The sequence below is a fragment of the Paenibacillus sp. IHBB 3054 genome (genome assembly GCF_051594305.1).
Lineage (GTDB): Bacteria > Bacillota > Bacilli > Paenibacillales > Paenibacillaceae > Paenibacillus_AQ.
Genome location: NZ_JBOFBG010000009.1, coordinates 96,133 through 113,481 on the forward strand (window position 1 = coordinate 96,133; position 17,349 = coordinate 113,481).

Annotated in this window: 11 protein-coding genes; 9 read left to right on the forward strand and 2 right to left on the reverse strand. The window is 50.8% G+C overall.

The window, feature by feature from the left end; genetic code table 11:
* Nucleotides 1-104 precede the first annotated feature (104 nt).
* From ACQ76X_RS12940 to ACQ76X_RS12950, 3 genes are all read left to right on the forward strand, one after another.
* Nucleotides 105-1,514 carry a deoxyguanosinetriphosphate triphosphohydrolase family protein gene (locus tag ACQ76X_RS12940; protein ID WP_076113482.1) on the forward strand — a complete coding sequence of 470 codons (1,410 nt, stop codon included), beginning with the start codon at nucleotides 105-107 and terminating at the stop codon, nucleotides 1,512-1,514.
* Between the two features lie 12 nt (nucleotides 1,515-1,526).
* Entirely contained in the window at nucleotides 1,527-1,859 is a 333-nt protein-coding gene (locus tag ACQ76X_RS12945) for a hypothetical protein (protein ID WP_438494305.1), read from the forward strand.
* Between the two features lie 270 nt (nucleotides 1,860-2,129).
* Nucleotides 2,130-3,905, forward strand: a complete 1,776-nt coding sequence (locus ACQ76X_RS12950; RefSeq protein ID WP_438494307.1) for a methyl-accepting chemotaxis protein — start codon at nucleotides 2,130-2,132, stop codon at nucleotides 3,903-3,905.
* Between the two features lie 140 nt (nucleotides 3,906-4,045).
* Here ACQ76X_RS12950 and ACQ76X_RS12955 read toward each other — a convergent pair whose 3' ends face one another.
* Complete coding sequence (locus tag ACQ76X_RS12955) at nucleotides 4,046-5,002, reverse strand: D-2-hydroxyacid dehydrogenase (RefSeq protein WP_438494309.1); 957 nt, start codon at nucleotides 5,000-5,002, stop codon at nucleotides 4,046-4,048.
* Nucleotides 5,003-5,128: 126 nt separating this feature from the next.
* Here ACQ76X_RS12955 and thpR point away from each other — a divergent pair, with 126 nt between their 5' ends.
* The 3 genes from thpR to ACQ76X_RS12970 all read left to right on the forward strand — a co-directional run bounded on the left by thpR (nucleotide 5,129) and on the right by ACQ76X_RS12970 (nucleotide 7,411).
* Entirely contained in the window at nucleotides 5,129-5,698 is a 570-nt protein-coding gene (gene thpR, locus ACQ76X_RS12960; RefSeq protein WP_438494310.1) for an RNA 2',3'-cyclic phosphodiesterase, read from the forward strand.
* A gap of 82 nt (nucleotides 5,699-5,780) precedes the next feature.
* Nucleotides 5,781-6,671 (forward strand): cell wall hydrolase, encoded by an 891-nt coding sequence (locus tag ACQ76X_RS12965; protein WP_438494312.1) that lies wholly within the window; start codon nucleotides 5,781-5,783, stop codon nucleotides 6,669-6,671.
* Between the two features lie 56 nt (nucleotides 6,672-6,727).
* Nucleotides 6,728-7,411 carry a metal-dependent hydrolase gene (locus tag ACQ76X_RS12970; RefSeq protein ID WP_438494314.1) on the forward strand — a complete coding sequence of 228 codons (684 nt, stop codon included), beginning with the start codon at nucleotides 6,728-6,730 and terminating at the stop codon, nucleotides 7,409-7,411.
* Nucleotides 7,412-7,495: 84 nt separating this feature from the next.
* On the opposite strand, the gene ACQ76X_RS12975 is transcribed toward ACQ76X_RS12970, so the two are convergent.
* A complete protein-coding gene (locus tag ACQ76X_RS12975; protein ID WP_438494316.1) occupies nucleotides 7,496-8,683 on the reverse strand; it encodes an MGDG synthase family glycosyltransferase in 1,188 nt (395 codons plus the stop codon).
* A 394-nt stretch (nucleotides 8,684-9,077) separates the two neighbouring features.
* On the opposite strand from ACQ76X_RS12975, the gene ACQ76X_RS12980 reads away from it, so the two are divergent.
* The 3 genes from ACQ76X_RS12980 (at nucleotide 9,078) to gltB (ending at nucleotide 17,307) form a co-directional block, all read left to right on the forward strand.
* Complete coding sequence (locus ACQ76X_RS12980) at nucleotides 9,078-9,659, forward strand: TetR/AcrR family transcriptional regulator (RefSeq protein ID WP_038586643.1); 582 nt, start codon at nucleotides 9,078-9,080, stop codon at nucleotides 9,657-9,659.
* A gap of 226 nt (nucleotides 9,660-9,885) precedes the next feature.
* A complete protein-coding gene (locus ACQ76X_RS12985) occupies nucleotides 9,886-12,240 on the forward strand; it encodes a YhgE/Pip family protein (RefSeq protein WP_438494318.1) in 2,355 nt (784 codons plus the stop codon).
* 471 nt (nucleotides 12,241-12,711) lie between these two features.
* Nucleotides 12,712-17,307, forward strand: coding sequence for a glutamate synthase large subunit (gene gltB, locus ACQ76X_RS12990; RefSeq protein WP_438494320.1), 4,596 nt, complete (start codon nucleotides 12,712-12,714; stop codon nucleotides 17,305-17,307).
* Nucleotides 17,308-17,349: the final 42 nt, after the last annotated feature.

Genomic DNA, 17,349 nt, shown 5'->3' on the forward strand with positions numbered 1-17,349 from the left:
TGCGGCCGGGCAGTTGCTCAACTTTCTATTTTAGAGTGAAAGTTCTGCTGAAAATGACTTATAATGAAATACTAAATACAGATCAATGGATAGGGGCAGCGGATATGACACTTATTGAGAAAAGAGAGCATCGGCAATATCCGGAGATTACCCGACTGGAAACCTCTAGAGCCGCATATGAACGCGATTATTCGCGCCTGATTCATTCGCCGACTTTTCGCCGGCTGCAAGGCAAATCACAGGTGTTCGGCGCCGGAACCGGCGATTATTACCGCACGCGCCTGACTCATTCACTGGAAGTGGCGCAAATTGCCCGTGAAGCCGCCAAGAGCCTGCTGCGCTCTTACCCGGAGGTGGAAACAGGGCAGGCGGACAACCCGGGTCTTGTAATCGATCCCGAAGTGGTGGAATGTGCAGCCATCGCGCATGATTTCGGCCACCCGCCATTCGGCCACAAAGGGGAAGAAGTGCTCGATAATATTTTGGAGCAGCTTGTAGCCAAAAAGACTGAGGAGGAAGCGCTGAAATCCGGCGCGGGTCCGCTGCAGAAGCAGACGATCCACGAAAATCTGAAACGGCAATATGAGCATTTTGAGGGCAATGCCCATAATTTCCGGCTGATCATGTTTCTGGAGAAGCGCGAGAACATCGACGGCCTGAACCTTTCCGACGCAGTGCTGCTGGGTATCAACAAGTATCCTTTTCCCGGCACGGTACTCAAGAAAGGCATGTATCTTCATGAATGGGATTATATCAGGGAAGTCCGCAAGGAATGGGGAGTGCCGGAAGGCAAGAAGACGCTGGAAGCCCAGCTTATGGACCTCTGCGACGACATCGCCTATTCCGCCCATGATTTGGAGGATGGCATAAAGGCCGGCAAAATCGAGGTCCATGAGCACTTTATGCATGATGCCTATATCCAGCGGCTGATCGTTGAGAAGATTACCACGCTGGAGGATTTGTTCTGGGAAGGCTGGAAGTCAGAGGCTATCCATGCCAAAGTTGAAGAGGTGCTGAGCTCATTCCTGCGGGTATGGATGGAGAAAATGCCGACCTGCGAAAATGATTACTCCCGCACCCGGCGTGAGGTTAAAGCCTACTGGGTCAGCACCTTTGTCGCCAGCTTAGGCGTGATTCACGACGGAGACTGGAAGAAGGTCACCTTTATCAAGGAGGGCAAAGAGGATGAGGACATGCTGCGGACGGTCAGCGTGCTCAAAAGCTTCGCCTGGGTCACGATGATTCGCGACCTGCGTGTGCAGCGGCTGCAGAAACGCAGCGAGTGGATTTTGCGGCGGCTTTGGGGCGCATTCCTCGATCCTGAAACGTCGAAGGCGATTATTCCGAGCGACTGGCTGCAGCGCTTTGAGAAGGATCAGCGGTCGCAGAGGCCGATCTGGACGTGGGAGCATATGGTGATTGATTATATTGCCGGAATGACAGATGCTTTTGCTGAGAAAATCTACAATGAGCTTTATGGTCTGAAGGTCGGTTCTATTTACGATCTGGACTAGGACAGGCAAAGCTTGGATAAGAAGACTAAGAACCTGAATATTGCGGGTCTCCATACGATAAACGCAAAGGTCAAACTGTCGGGCGGCGCGGCTAAAGCACGCCTGTTCATCAAGACAGGAGCTGGCTGGGTATGGTCAGACAGCGGAGCACCCCTAACAGTGGACTCCAGCGGGTATACAACTTTGAGCATTTCGTTGCCGTCCGCCGCTGAAGCAGAAGGGGTTGACCTGATTGCCGTAAAGACGATCGGCATCAAGCTTGAAGGGATCACAAACGGCGAAGGAACAGCGAAGTTGTATCTGCAGGAAGTGATGCTTGCCGCAGCCGGGTCGGACATTGATTAACCGGTTTCAAATGAATAAGGCTAAAGACTCAAGGTAAAAGCCTGCAGACTCAGTGGCGTTGCAGAAGACTCGAAGCCCCTATGCGGTGTGCTTTGGGTCTTTTGGTATGTTCTAAAGAGATAGCAATGAATATCGTACATTATATAAATTTCTCATTTCAATCTGCCGAAATATAAGGTAGATCTGTTTTTTTGCCCATTCTTGAAAATGAAATGTAACAGATTGGAATTGCATGTAAAGTTTTCGGAAAAGTTTGAGGAGGATGCGCAAATGAGAAAGGATCTGGGACTTAAGGGATCTGTACACAAGTTCGTTAATGGGACATTGAAGGGGGTAACATCCAAGGGGAAGCAAAGCATCGGCTTCAAAATAGCTTCCGGGTACGTTGTTTTGGCTTTGCTGGTCTTGATTATCGGAGGAACCTCTCTCTATTTAATGAACGGTATGCAAAAGAATACCGGAAATATTGTTGAACAAATGGTCCCTGCGCTGGAAGAAATACATAATGTCAATTATTACACCGAACATATCATGGCGGTCAGTATGCAGCATATTTTAAGTACCGATGCTGCAGAGAAAAAGAAGCTGGAAGCGGAACGTGACCAGTTTATCCGTAAAGTGGCCGAATCTATGAACAACTATAGAAATACGCTGCGGGACAAGGAGCAGAAGGAGCTGCTGCAGTCGCTGAGTCATAAATGGGATGAATTTATGACTATTAACAACCAGGCGATCAAGCAGAGCGGTGCAGGCGACGAAGAACTGGCACTGGAGGTCTCGCAAAAAGGCATTACGGCGTTTAATTCGATGCAGACCGATATGGATGCTCTGGTTGATCTCAGCCAGAAAGCCGCGTCTGAAGAGGGCGAGCGTTCTGTCGAGATTTTTCATACTTCCATTATTGTGAATCTGATTATTGTAGCGGTAGTTCTGGTTGTGATCGGTCTGATTAATATGGTCATCCGGCGTACAATCATCAATCCGCTGAAGCAGGTAACCGTTCATTTGCAACAAATATCAGGCGGTGATTTGACGTCAGAGGATACCTTGATCGCAAATCAGGATGAAATCGGTTTGCTTGCCAGGACGGTAAACGATACGAACCGGACATTGCTGGAGATTGTGAGTCAGATCCGTAGTGTTTCCAGTATTATCGCGAGGCAGGGGGATGAGCTGGTCCGCAATATTTCCGATACAAAGGAGGGCAGCCAGCAGATTGCCCTTACCATGGAGGAGTTGGCCAAAGCTTCTGGAAGCCAGGCGGAGGCAGCTGTAGAAGCATCCAAAGCGATAGAGGATCTGAATATGCTGATTGAGGCTTCTGCAGTCAAAGGTATGGATCTGTCGCTTCATTCCGGGCAGGTGCGCACAAAGGGTGACAGAGGCAAGCAATTAATGGAGAGCTCAGTGGCACAAATGGGGCAAATCGCCGAAGCCGTATCACAATCCATGGAAACGGTGGAGGAGCTGAACCGCAAGAATGAGGGGATCTTCCGGCTGGTTGGCTCGATCCGCAGCATTTCCGAACAGACGCATCTCCTGGCAATCAACGCTGCGATTGAAGCAGCCAGAGCCGGAGACAGCGGGCGCGGATTTGCGGTTGTGGCACAAGAGGTGCGGAAGCTTTCGGAGGAAGTGCAGCGGACGGTATCGGAAATTACCGGGATTACGCAAGGCATTCAGCTGGACTCCAAAGAGGTGGTCGAACATTTGCGCATGGGGGTCATGAGGACAGAAGAAGGCAGCCGGCAAATTGCTGAGACAGGCGAAGCTTTGGATGACATCAATAAATCGGTGCATGTTATGTCCGGCACCATTGAAGAGATGGGCGGTAATCTTCAGCAGATGACCGCAGCAAGCGAAACGATGAACGAGTTCAGCCAGCATATTTCAGCCCTTGCCCAGCAATCGGCGGCAGGTGTGGAAGAAACCTCAGCTTCGGCCCACGAGCAGCTCAGCGCCACCAATGAAGTTGCAGCTGGCATAGGGCAGCTGAAAACACTGCTGACCGAGCTTAGTGAATCGGTAACTCGCTTTCAGGTATAAGAAGACAGCCCCTCACGGGTTCATTTACGCAAGGAGTAAATGTGCCTGTGAGGGGCTGTTTGTGCTTGTACTTGTTATAAACGTGACGGCAGAAGCTTGCTGCACGTTGCTTGGCCGCCAGTCAATAGAGTGAGCTGCCGTCAGTACTGGCGGCTATAGTCAACCCTATTGCGCGAAGGGGCGCCATCTTGCAGATAGGACTGCAGGTTGTCTGTGAAAATATCAACAATGCGGTCGGCATACCGGTCTGTTGTGCCGGCACAATGCGGGGTGATTACCACCTGCTCCATTCCCCATAGCGGATGATCCTGCGGCAGGGGTTCGGTCTCAAAGACATCCAGCCCCGCTCCGGCCAACTGGCCGCTCTTCAGCGCGGCCATCAAGTCTTCGGTATGGGTGGTGGCTCCCCGGCCGATATTGATATAATAAGCGCCTTGCTTGCAGTTGGAGAAGATTTCCGCATTAAACAACCCTTGTGTTTCATCGGTGAGCGGCAGCGTGTTGATCACGAAATCGCCTTGGCGGATTGCGTCAGGCAGCTCGTCAGTGGTGTAGACCTGATCAAAATCGGCAACCGGTTTACCGGAACGGCTTATGCCGATGGTCTTCATCCGGAAAGCCTTGGCAATTCTTGCCGTTTCACTGCCGATGGAGCCGGTGCCTGCAATGACGGCTGTCTTGCCGGTTAATTCACTTTCATTGCCTTCCGAATGCCAGCGGCGGTTCTGCTGGTTGCGTACGGCTGTATGCAAATTACGGGTGAAGAGCAGCATAAAGCCAAAGATTACAGCTGTGATCGGCTCGGCGTGAACACCACTGGCGTTCGTGAGCAGGATTCCGCGCTCCTCCAAACGATCAAGCGGGAGTTTCTCAACACCAGCCGACCAGGTCTGAACCCAACGCAGCGGTGAATCCGGCCGCAGCAGCGTGTCGCTGATGCCCTTGCCCCAGCCGATTACAATTTCTGCATTGGCCAGAAGCTCCAAATCCGGGTTTTTGGCGTTTCCCAGTGTGAGGGTATAACCTGGGGCGGCGTCGAGAATAAGCTTCTGCTGCTGGGATGTAAGGGGCTGTAAACAAACAATGGATTTCGTCATGATGGTTCCCTCCCGTTATACTTTTTTATAGGATTGGCTGATAATGTATAGAATAAGGATAACAAATCTGTCTGGAAAGGTGAAATTTTTATGGAACGTAATAGGTCTGAGCGAGATATGGAGCGCTTGTTTATTGCCGTAAAAGTCCCTTCAAACCTGAGTGAATTACTGGAAAAAGAGTCTGAAAAATGCTCCGCGAAGCTGAAATTTGCAAAATGGACACATTCTAAAGATTATCATATTACCCTGCAGTTTCTCGGTGACACACCCAGGAAAGAAATTCCTGCACTTCTTAAAGCACTCGGGGAAATATCCGGAAAGAGCAAGCCGTTTCGATTAAGCTTGGAGAACTGGGGGACTTTTGGTCTTCCGCATGCGCCTAAGGTGCTCTGGGCAGGGGTTTCCGGCGAGCTTGCGAGACTTGGGGAACTGCAGCGGGACGTGGTTAATGCGACTTCTGGCTTGGGTTTTAAAGCCGAGACAAGGGAGTACAATCCCCATATTACTCTGGCCCGGAAATACCGGGGTGAGCAGCCCTTCAGCGCCGAAGAGCTGCCGGATTTACGTGACTGTGGAGGAGAAAAGGAGAACAATTGTTCGGAAAAGGACTGGACGGTAGATGCTTTTGTGGTGTATGCTACTAGAATGCATGCCATTCCTATGTATGAAATGATTGAAAAATTGACATTTTTCTAAATTAAAATCGACAAGAAAGTTTTCAAAGCTTCCATTTTCGGTTACATACAATAGGAATGTGCCGTAAAATAGGAGGTAAAAAATGGTTATTTTTAAACAAAATCGCTGTATTGCGCTGCTCGTTGGCGTTATTCTAGTGTGTTTCTCTTCAATAAGCCTGATGAACTCCGAGCGTGTATCAGAGGGCAAAAATACAGTACCAATGAATAAATTACAGACAACCCATGCATCTGCCGCATCTGTCCTGTCGCATCCTGCCACAACCGGCGCCAAGAGGATAACCGAATCACCCAAACCCATGCTCTACACCACAGTTGCCGACCTGAGGCTTAACTGGAACAGCAAGCCAGCCGTGAATTGGTTCACTCCCGATAAGCTGAAGCCGCAAAGCGCAGCCAAGAAGGTAACCATTCAGACTAAGGCTACTGTGGTGAAGGCACCGCCGGCAACAGCGCAGAAAGCGCTCGGACAGGCGGCAGCCAAGGGGAGCCAGACCGTAAAACAAGCGAAAACGGCATCTCAGCAACATCCCCCCGCTAAATTGTTCTTCTCCCGGACGCAGTTATTAAGCCAGGAACAGCAAGCGCAAGCAACCTGGAGCTACGCCGTATCCGATGAAGACCTGCTACTGCTGCAAAAAATTGTTATGGCAGAAGCAGAAGGCGAACCGTACCAGGGCAAGGTGGCAGTTGCCAACGTTGTTCTGAACCGGCTGCGGTCAGCCAATTTTCCCGACACCATTTATAAGGTCATCTATCAGAAAAGCCAGTTCAGTCCTGTGGCAAACGGGCGTCTTAAACGTGTCAAACCTAATAAGGACAGCATTAAAGCGGTAAATGCTGCGCTCTCTGGAGTTAAAGAGGTGACGGATGATACGTATTTCTTCCTGTCGCTGAAGCTGGCACAGGATCTGACGGTCCACCATTCGCAGGAGTACGCCAAGACCATCGGCAATCATACCTTTTATAAATAATTTGATTTCAATGAACGAGAAGCATAATTCTGCAAAACTTTTAGGAGGATCACTCTATGAAAATCACCTATTACGGTCATTCGGCGCTGCTTGTTGAGACGGAGGAAGTCAAAGTTATTATTGATCCTTTTTTGTCGGGAAATCCGAATTCGGGGATCTCACCCGATGAGCTTTCGGTCGATGCGGTTCTGCTCACCCACGGGCATTCCGATCATTTTGGAGATGCGCTGGAGATTGCCGCGAAGAATGGCTGTCCGATCTTTGCTGTCTATGAACTGGCAGAATATTGCCGCATCAAAGGTGCGCAGGTCAAACACATGAATACCGGCGGCAGTCATTCCTATAAAGGAATCACCGTAAAGTATACCCAGGCCTTTCATTCCTCCTCCATTACAGAAGGGGATACCTGGATTTATGCCGGACAACCGGCAGGTATTCTGCTCACCATCGGAGGCAAAACCTTATTTCATGCCGGAGACACGGCATTGTTCGGGGATATGCGTCTGATCGGAGAACGAAACGCCATTGATATAGCGGCGCTGCCTATCGGGGACATGCTTACGATGGGGCCTGACGATGCGCTGCTGGCGGCAAGATGGCTTCGTGCGGACAAAGTGATTCCGCTGCATTACAATACATTTCCGGCGATTGCCCAGGATGGCGCAGAGTTCTGTGACCGGCTGCGGCAGGAGGGGATTCAGGGCTATCCGCTGCATGCAGGGGAAAGTGTGGAAATCTAAACTCCCGCTGACGGTATAATAAAAGAACCTCCAATCCATACTTTAATGGATTGGAGGTTCTTTTGGTGTTGCAGTTCAGGTAGTTTAAGGAGTAACATAGACGGCCTCTTCATTGCGGGCCGGTGTCCGCGCTCCCCGCAAATCGGTTCTTCCATCAGCCGGTTTGCCCAGCAGCTGCAGCACCGTAGAGGCGCAATTATGCGGTTGCTGGCGCTCGGGAGCCAGCCGTCGCTTGCGCAGCTCCTCCAGTCCGGCATATTCACGCAGCAGGAGGGAGAACCATTTGTCCACGACATTCGAATCCAGCACCTCGGCTAAGCCAAGCTCAACGAAATACTGGCAATTCTTCTCTTCCTGGCCGGGAATGGCGCTGTAGAAGAGCATCGGTATTCCTTTGGCTTGCCCTTCCGTGCAGGTCATTCCACCGGGCTTCGTAATCAGCAGATCGGAGGTGTCCATCAGCTTATTGATTTCACTGCTGTAACCAAGTATCCTCACGTTGGGATGGTTCAGCAGGGGATTGGCCTGCATCTTGGCCACAAGCTTGTCGTTGCTGCCCATGCAGAAGATCAGTTGGATATCATCCATTCGGGCCGTGAGCGAGTCCATAACATCCTTGCCGAACATGAGTCCCCAGCCTCCGCCCATAATGAGCACGGTAGGAATATCGGCGAGCCCGAGTTCCTTGCGGAGCTGCGTCTTGTTGGAACGCTCCCAGAACTTCGGATGCACCGGTATGCCGGTGACCGTCACAAGCTCGGGAGATACCCCGCGGCCGGTCAGAATTGATTTTACCCGCGGAGTAGAGACTAGATACCGGTCAGCTTCAGCGTTGACCCAGGTGGCGTGTGCGTCATAATCCGTTATGAGTGTAAAGAGCGGAACATTCAGCCCTTGCCGCTTCAACCTCGAAATGACGGCTGCGGGAATGGGATGTGTGCAAATAATTAAATCCGGCTTAAGCTGCTCGATAACCTGTAAGGCATGTGTATAAAAAACCCGGTGAAGCGCCAGCTTCGTCAACCGGTTCAGTGATTTATTGTATTGGGTCTTATACATCATGCCAACCAGCTTGGGCTGGCTGCTGACTGTTTTACGGTAAGCGGAAAGAATCCAAGGAGCGACCGTAGGATTCAGGAATTTCCCCAGCTCGATGACCCGGCATTGTACATCCGGATTCAACAGCTTTATTCCTTCGGCGAGAGCATAGGCTGCCCCTGTATGGCCCGTGCCGAAGCCTTCCGAAAACAGCAGTACTCTTTTCTTTCGCATAAGTTCACCTGCTACTTTCCTTCATAGGTAGAATTGCGGGTTCTCTTCTTTGGCGGATTGGAGATACCTCTATATAATCATCTCTTCTATTATACAGCTAAATTAGCTGTTAATCTCATAATATAAGACTATGTGTGTCCGGCCATTCTATTCTTCCATTTCCCGCAGGGAAACCGCCCTTTTTCAAAGACGAGACAGACGTTTCTTCTTACATTATACAGATAAGACGTAAATAGAAAGTTAAATCCCTGCAATAAATTAAAAAAATATACATTGGTTAAAGTATTGCAAACGCGGAGGCATCATGTTAAAGTAAGTAATGACCGAATGACCGGATTAGTAAAATGGTCAAAATGCGGTTACAGCGATATTTCCGAGGAAAGGGAGTGTACGGGTGGCTGTGGTAGATCGAAGGCAGCAGGTGCTTAAAGCCGCGACGAAATGTTTTTCATTATTTGGCTATAAGGCAACTACAATGGATCAAGTCGCCAAGATTGCGAATGTTGGAAAAGGAACGATATATACCTTTTTCACGAATAAGGAGCAGCTGTTCGATGAAATCCTGCGTGATGTCATTGTCGAAATGAAAAAAATCGCCGAGCGGGAAATCAAAAAGGATAAGCCTTTTTTTGATAACCTGCACAGGGTTCTGGATGCTTTGCTGGAATTTCGAAGCGAACACGAGCTGTTCATTAAGCTTTCCCAGGAAAGTCGCGATTTCGGAACGCCGCAGGCTGGTGAAGGACTCGACAAGATCGAGAGTGTTGTGCTTGACTATTTGAAACGGGAGGTGGAACAGGCGATTCGTCAAGGCGAAATCAAACCTTGCGACCCCAAGATCGTATCTGTTGTAATGTTTAGACTTTACATTGTGCTGACTGCTGAACTTAACAAGGTGCATGTGCCTTTGAACAAAGAGCAAATCAAACATTATTTTCACTTGTTCTTGTCCGAAGGACTGGCAACAGCAAAGTAAGGTTTGGAACTGGAATAGGGATGGCATCGTCAACCGTCTGCTTTCCCTAGATGTTCTTCTACTTAGGCGGCAGTGGAACAAAAACCGGAAAGGTTTTTTTTTATCCCGGACTGACCAATTGGGGAAAACAGTCATATGGTATTACTGTAACTTTCAATACAATAGCAAGAATTGAAGATTCATAGCATTTTAAAAGAGAGCAAACGATTATAAGGAGAGAACCAGAATGAAATCTTTATCCGTGTTTTTCAAGGACCTTGGGGCAGTGCTGAAGAATCCTAAAGTGCTGATTCCAATGTTTGTTGTCCTATTCGTTCCGGTGCTGTACAGCGGGTTGTTCCTGAAAGCATTCTGGGATCCCTACGGTAAAATGAATGAATTGCCGGTCGCTGTCGTAAATGAAGATAAAGGTGCCGACTACGAAGGCTCAAAGCTAACTGCCGGGAATGACCTGATAGAAGAACTTAAGAAAACCGACGGGTTCGAATGGAATTTCGTAACCCGTGACCAGGCAGAAGCGGGACTTGACGACAGTACTTATTATATGGCGATCATTGTGCCTGAAGATTTTTCAGCAAATGCAACAACCTTGCTGGGTACTGATCCCCAGCCGGCCAAAATTATTTATGAACCGAACGAAGGCTTCAATTTCCTTGCCGGCCAAATTGGCGGAACTGCGGTAAAGGATATTAAGACAAAAGTATCGGCCAAAATAACGGAAGCTTATACAGAATCCGTATTCGATAAAATTACGGAGATCGCCAGCGGGCTTGGCGACGCCGGAGACGGCGCAACAAAAATTGCCGATGGCGCAAGCAAGCTGGATGACGGCGCGCTGAAGCTGAAGGATAATCTGGTAGTACTGACCGAGGGCACAGGCAAACTGCTCGATGGTGTAGCACCGCTTACGAAAGGTGTGAGCGATCTGAATACTGGTGCTGCCGCCATACACAACGGCAGCAGCACTCTGGCAGGCGGACTCCAGCAATTGTCCGCTGCACACAAGAAACTGCAGGCTGGTGTATCACAGACTGCAGCAGGCAGCAAGCAACTGAGTGAAGGCCTTAAGAAGACGGAAACCGGAGCAGCTTCACTTCAGGCTGGTACAGCATCAGCTGTAGAAGGTACGACTAAGCTTCAAGCCGGCACGAAGTCGGTTGTCGATGGCAGTGCGAAGCTGGAGGCGGGACTTACTTCTTCCGTCGAAGGCAGTGCCAAGCTGGAAGCCGGTCTGAAGGCTTCCAAGGATGGCAGCGCGAAAGTAAGCGCGGGAGCCAAAGCAGTGGCCGATGGCCTGCAGCAGCTGGCCAAATCAAATCCTCAGCTTGCAGCCAGCCCTGAGGTGCAGAAGCTGCTGGCTGCAAGTACGGCAGTCGCTCAAGGCAGCGCGCAGCTGGATCAAAGCCAGCAGCAGCTCGTGGAAGGCGCATCAGCGCTCCACAGCGGGCAGGAGCAGCTTGTGCAGGGTGCAGGACAGCTGCATACCGGTTCAGAGCAGCTGGATACTGGAGTCAATCAGCTGCATGACGGAGCGCAGCAGCTGAATGCCGGCAGCACACAGCTGCTGGAAGGACAAAAACAGCTCGTGGCCGGTGCAACGAAGCTGGAAACCGGCGGCACTACACTTGCCGCAGGGATGAAGCAGTTCGGCGCGAAGCTGGACGAAGCTGCAGCTGGCGGTGCGAAGCTGGCCGATGGCGGCAAGGCGCTGGAAGCCGGAACTTCGAAACTGTTGAACGGAGCCGGACAGCTGAGCAGCGGCCTGACCTCTGTAGCCGATGGCTCGAAGAAGCTAAGCGCTGGAGCCGGACAGCTGAAGGACGGTCTTGATGATCTGAAGTCCGGTTCAGGCGAGCTTGCAACGAAGCTTGGCGATGCCGCATCAAAGACCAGTTCGGTGAATAAGACCGACGCACTGGTGTCGATGTTCGCCCAGCCTGTGGAGATCGAAGAAGTTAAAGTGAATGCCGTGCCAAACTACGGCACAGGCTTCGCGCCTTACTTCCTGTCCCTTGGACTGTTTGTAGGTGCACTGATCAGCACAATTATTATTCCAATGCGCGATTCCGAAGTGATCGGTGCCAGTCGGTTCAACCGGTTTGTCAGCCGTACGCTTACATTCACAATGATGAGTGTGCTTCAGGCGTTGCTGGCTGCGATTATTGTGCTGTACGGATTGGGTCTTGAAGTGCAGAATGTACCGCTCTTCTATGCATTTATCTTCATTACCAGTCTTGCCTTCATGTGGATGATCCAGGCGATTGTAACCTGGCTGGATCAACCGGGACGGTTTGTGGCCATTGTCATCCTTATCTTCCAATTGACGACAAGTGCAGGTACGTTCCCGCTTGAATTGATTCCGAACTGGATGAAATTCTTCAATCCGCTTCTTCCTATGACCTACAGCGTCAGAGGATTCAAGGCAGTAATTTCCACGGGAGATACGGGTGTAATGTGGAATGATGCAGGACTGCTTGCGATCTACGGCCTTGTATTCCTGGCTCTTACGTTCACCTATTTCATGACCCGCAGTCGTGAAAGTGAAGCTGCTATGAAAAGTGAACAAGTTTTGACTGTATAATCGGTTAATAGAAATAATATAACAATAAGCAGAGGACGCTCCTTAAGGGGCGTTCTTTGCTTATTGCGGAAATGATATACGACATTAAAATGACATGTTATGGAAAGAAAATGAAATAAGCGTTTTCATTGCATAAGAACTTATTCGGTTTTAATGCATAATTATGCATTGTAAAGATTTTTTACGCTTTTATTCACTAAAGCTGTACCGCAAAAGCAATTGTTAATCAAACTCATAAAAAAGTTTAAATTGCGCTCATGTCAGGTCGATGATAAAATAATATAACCAATCTGCCTTGAATAATTATTAAGATTTTTCTCTGAAATATTTTCCTGAAAATATAATGTAAGTAGAGCTTTGCGCTTTGCTTTTTCCTTATATTTTTTGTGAAATTGATGCCGCCATTATGCAGATCGGCAAGCGGGTTCTTCCGATGATAACTTCTACTTTATTATAGAAAGGTTGCGTACAATGAGACACACTGAACTGCCCGGCAAACAGGGCCTTTATGATCCCCAGTTCGAAAAAGATGCATGCGGCATGGGATTTGTTGCCCATATTAAAGGCACACCGTCCCATGATATTGTAAGTAACGCTTTGACTATGCTCTTCAATATGGAGCATCGGGGGGGCCAGGGTAGCGAGCCGAACTCCGGTGACGGAGCCGGCATCATGCTGCAAATTCCGCACCGTTTCTTTGCAGGGGAAGCCGCTAAGCTTGGCTTTGAACTGCCGGAGCGGGGCCGCTATGGCGTGGGTATGATCTTTCTGTCTCATAACGAGGAGATCCGGGCCCGCCACGAGGCGCTCTTGAGCGACATTATTGCAGAAGAAGGCCAAGAGGTGCTTGGCTATCGCGATGTGCCTACCTTTGACGAAATGCTGGGCAAAACTGCCAAGGCAGCGAAGCCTTATGTCCGTCAGGTATTCATCGGCCGTTCCGCAGGCGTCAAGGATGAATTGGCTTTTGAACGCAAGCTGTATGTAATCCGCAAACGCGCAGAACTTGCAATCCGCTATGGCGGTACCGAAGAGGGTGAGTCCTTCTACGTGCCAAGTATGTCCTGTCGTAAGATCGTATATAAAGGCATGCTCACAACTGAGCAGGTAGGCCAGTTCTATCTGGATCTGCAGAACAAAGAGCTGGAATCCGCGATTGCGCTTGTCCACTCCCGGTTCAGCACCAATACGTTCCCGAGCTGGGAGCGTGCCCATCCCTACCGTTTCATGATCCACAATGGTGAGATCAACACCCTGCGGGGGAATGTGAACTGGATGCATGCCCGCCAGTCGCTGTTCAAGAGTGAAGTATTCGGAGAAGACCTCAGCAAGATCAAGCCGGTTGTTAATCCGGACGGTTCCGACACCGCCATGTTCGACAATACGTTCGAGTTCCTGTATCTCAGCGGACGTTCCTTGCCGCATGTGGCCATGATGATGGTACCTGAGCCTTGGAGCAACCATGACAGCATGGATGAACAGAAAAAGGCATTCTATGAATACCACAGCACCTTGATGGAGCCGTGGGACGGGCCTGCCGCGATGGGCTTCACCGACGGTGTGCAAATCGGAGCCATTCTTGACCGTAACGGCCTGCGTCCTGCCCGTTATTATGTAACCAAAGACGATATGATTATTTTATCCTCTGAAGCAGGAGTTCTTGATATTCCGGCAGAGAATGTACTATATAAAGACCGCCTGAGACCAGGCCGGATGCTGCTCGTGGATACGAAGCAGGGCCGGATTATTTCTGACGAAGAAGTGAAAGCGTCCATTGCTTCCGAGCAGCCTTACCGCCAATGGCTGGATGAGCATCTGATCGGACTTGACGAGCTTCCGGATGCACCTGAACTGCCGAACCCGAAACATGACAATGTGCAGCAGCTGCAGCAATCCTTCGGCTACACCTTTGAGGATTTGCGCAAGGTGCTGGAGCCTATGGCTTCAACCGGTGCCGAAGCTGTCGGCTCCATGGGCTATGATGCTCCGCTGGCTGTGCTGTCGGATCGTCCGCAGCGTCTTTACAACTACTTTAAACAAATGTTCGCACAGGTAACCAATCCGCCGATTGATGCAATTCGTGAAGAATTGGTAACGTCAACTGCTACGACAATCGGACCGGAACGCAACCTGCTGAAACCAGAACCGGAGAGCTGTCGACAGATCTCCCTGGAATCGCCGATTTTATCGAATGAGGATTTCGCCAAGATCCGCCATGTCCGCCGTGCGGGCTTCAAATCGATGTCTATTCCGATTCTGTTCCCGGCTGAGCTTGGAGCGGAAGGACTGCGTATCGCACTGGAGCGCATGAATGAGGCTGCTGACCGCGTAATGGCCAAAGGACATAATATTCTTATTCTGTCCGACCGCGGTGTGGACCGCGAGAATGCGGCCATCCCGGCGCTGCTGGCTGTATCCAGCCTGCATCACCATCTGATCCGCTCGGGAACACGTACGAAGGTCAGCATTTTGCTGGAGTCCGGCGAACCCCGTGAAGTCCATCATTATGCGCTTCTTCTGGGCTATGGCGTAAGTGCGGTCAATCCGTATCTGGCCTTCGAAAGTCTGGATGACATGATCAGCCAGGGCCTGCTGCGCGGAATTTCGCATGAGAAGGCTGTGAAGAACTACATTAAGGCTGCGACAAAGAGCGTAGTGAAAATACTGTCCAAAATGGGTATCTCTACTATTCAATCATACCGTGGCGCACAGATCTTTGAAGCTGTCGGACTGAATTCGGAATTCGTCGACCGTTACTTTACCTGGACGCCTTCCCGTATTGGCGGTATCGGCCTTGAAGAAGTGGCGGCAGAAGCGCTGATTCATCATAACCGCGCCTTCACCGACAAAGACGGCAACGATAAAGTGCTTGATTCCGGCGGCGAGTACCAATGGCGCAGCGACGGGGAAGAGCATCTGTTCAACCCGCAGACCATCCATCTGCTTCAGCACTCCGTGCGGAGCGGCGATTACAATATGTACAAGAAATATGCAGCACTTGTTCAGGGTGAAAGCGAGAAACATCAGACGCTGCGCTCCATGCTGCAATTCAAATCGACAAATCAGCCAGTTCCGCTGGAAGAGGTGGAATCGGCAGAATCAATTATGAAACGGTTCAAGACCGGTGCGATGTCCTTTGGTTCGATCAGTAAGGAAGCTCATGAGACGCTGGCAATCGCCATGAACCGCATCGGCGGCAAGAGCAACACCGGTGAGGGCGGCGAAGATCCGGCACGTTTTATTCCGGACAGCAACGGTGATTCCCGCCGCAGTGCAATTAAGCAGGTCGCATCGGGACGTTTCGGGGTGACTTCGAACTATCTCGTGAATGCGGATGAAATTCAGATCAAAATGGCACAGGGGGCCAAACCTGGTGAAGGCGGACAACTGCCGGGCCGCAAGGTATATCCATGGGTGGCAGAAGTGCGCGGCTCCACAGCAGGCGTAGGTCTGATCTCACCGCCGCCGCATCATGATATTTATTCCATTGAGGATTTGGCAGAGCTGATCTACGATCTGAAGAATGCCAATCCACGTGCCAGCATTAACGTGAAGCTCGTGTCTGAGGTAGGCGTCGGAACCATCGCTGCCGGTGTAGCCAAAGGCCGTGCCGATATCATTCTGATCAGCGGTTATGACGGAGGAACCGGCGCATCGCCGATGAACTCTATCCGCCATGCCGGTCTGCCTTGGGAGCTTGGTCTCGCTGAGACCCATCAGACGCTGATGCTGAATAACCTCCGTGACCGTGTCGTGCTCGAGACAGACGGCAAAATGCTTAGTGGCCGTGACCTGGCAGTAGCGGTATTGCTGGGTGCCGAAGAATATGGATTCGCTACTGCACCGCTTGTAGCCGTAGGCTGCATCATGATGCGGGTGTGCCAGATGGATACCTGTCCGGTCGGTGTCGCAACACAGAATCCGGATCTGCGTAAGAACTTTACGGGTGATCCACAGCATGTTGTTAACTTCATGACGTTCGTGGCGCAGGATCTGCGTGAGATTATGGCTGAGCTTGGTTTCCGCACCATTGAAGAAATGGTTGGACGCACCGATTGCCTCGACGCCGTACGCGCTTCGAGTCATTGGAAGAAGAAAGGCGTCGATCTGAGCAGCTTGCTTCATACTCCGGCAATGCCGGAAGGAAGCACACGTTTCCGCAGCAAACGCCAGAACCATGGTCTTGAAGAAACGCTCGACGTTTCGAAGCTGCTGGAGCTGGCCGCGCCTGCACTGGAATTCGGTACGGTAGTTGAAGCCTCGCTGCCAATCACGAACGTGAACCGTGCGGTAGGAACGATTCTGGGCAGCGAACTGACGCGCAAATATGGTGCGGCAGGCCTGCCTGATGATACGATCCGCCTGCATTTCAGCGGATCTGCCGGACAAAGTCTGGGCGCGTTCATGCCGAAGGGGATTACGATTACAGTCGAAGGCGACTCCAATGACTATGTGGGCAAAGGGCTGTCCGGCGGCAAGCTGATTATTAAGCCATCACCGAAGGCAACCTTCGCCGCTGAGGACAATATTATTATCGGGAATACGGCGCTTTACGGAGCGACCGGCGGCGAAGCTTACATCAGCGGCATCGCCGGTGAACGGTTCGCCGTCCGCAACTCCGGTGCGAATGTCGTCGTTGAAGGCGTGGGCGACCATGGCTGTGAATATATGACCGGTGGACGCGTAGTTGTGCTCGGTGAAACCGGCCGCAACTTTGCAGCGGGGATGTCAGGCGGTATCGCTTATGTATACGATCCGAACAACAACTTCATCAAACGCTGCAATCTGGAAATGGTGCTTCTGGAGCGGGTCGAAGAACCGGACGAAATCGCTGAACTGCACAGTCTGATTGCCCGTCATACGGAGCTTACTGACAGTGCTGCGGGAAGACGGATTCTGGATGGCTGGGAAGCGGCTCTGCCGAATTTTGCCCGTGTGATTCCAAAGGATTACAAACGGATGATGGAGCAAATCCGCAAAGTTGAGCAAACCGGCTTGACCGGCGAAGCTGCCCTAATGGCAGCCTTTGAAGCCAATATGCGTGAGCTTGCCCGTGTCGGTGGCTAATCTTTAAGCAATTGTTGAAGTACAAGGGACCGTAGCCTTTTG

Bases quoted from the DNA above. Each gene is read 5' to 3' on its own strand.
- gltB (WP_438494320.1), top strand. From the start codon at position 12,712: ATGAGACACACTGAACTGCCCGGCAAACAGGGCCTTTATGATCCCCAG.
- ACQ76X_RS12975 (WP_438494316.1), bottom strand. From the start codon at position 8,683: ATGCGAAAGAAAAGAGTACTGCTGTTTTCGGAAGGCTTCGGCACGGGC.
- ACQ76X_RS12985 (WP_438494318.1), top strand. From the start codon at position 9,886: ATGAAATCTTTATCCGTGTTTTTCAAGGACCTTGGGGCAGTGCTGAAG.
- ACQ76X_RS12955 (WP_438494309.1), bottom strand. From the start codon at position 5,002: ATGACGAAATCCATTGTTTGTTTACAGCCCCTTACATCCCAGCAGCAG.
- ACQ76X_RS12965 (WP_438494312.1), top strand. From the start codon at position 5,781: ATGGTTATTTTTAAACAAAATCGCTGTATTGCGCTGCTCGTTGGCGTT.
- ACQ76X_RS12950 (WP_438494307.1), top strand. From the start codon at position 2,130: ATGAGAAAGGATCTGGGACTTAAGGGATCTGTACACAAGTTCGTTAAT.
- ACQ76X_RS12970 (WP_438494314.1), top strand. From the start codon at position 6,728: ATGAAAATCACCTATTACGGTCATTCGGCGCTGCTTGTTGAGACGGAG.
- ACQ76X_RS12940 (WP_076113482.1), top strand. From the start codon at position 105: ATGACACTTATTGAGAAAAGAGAGCATCGGCAATATCCGGAGATTACC.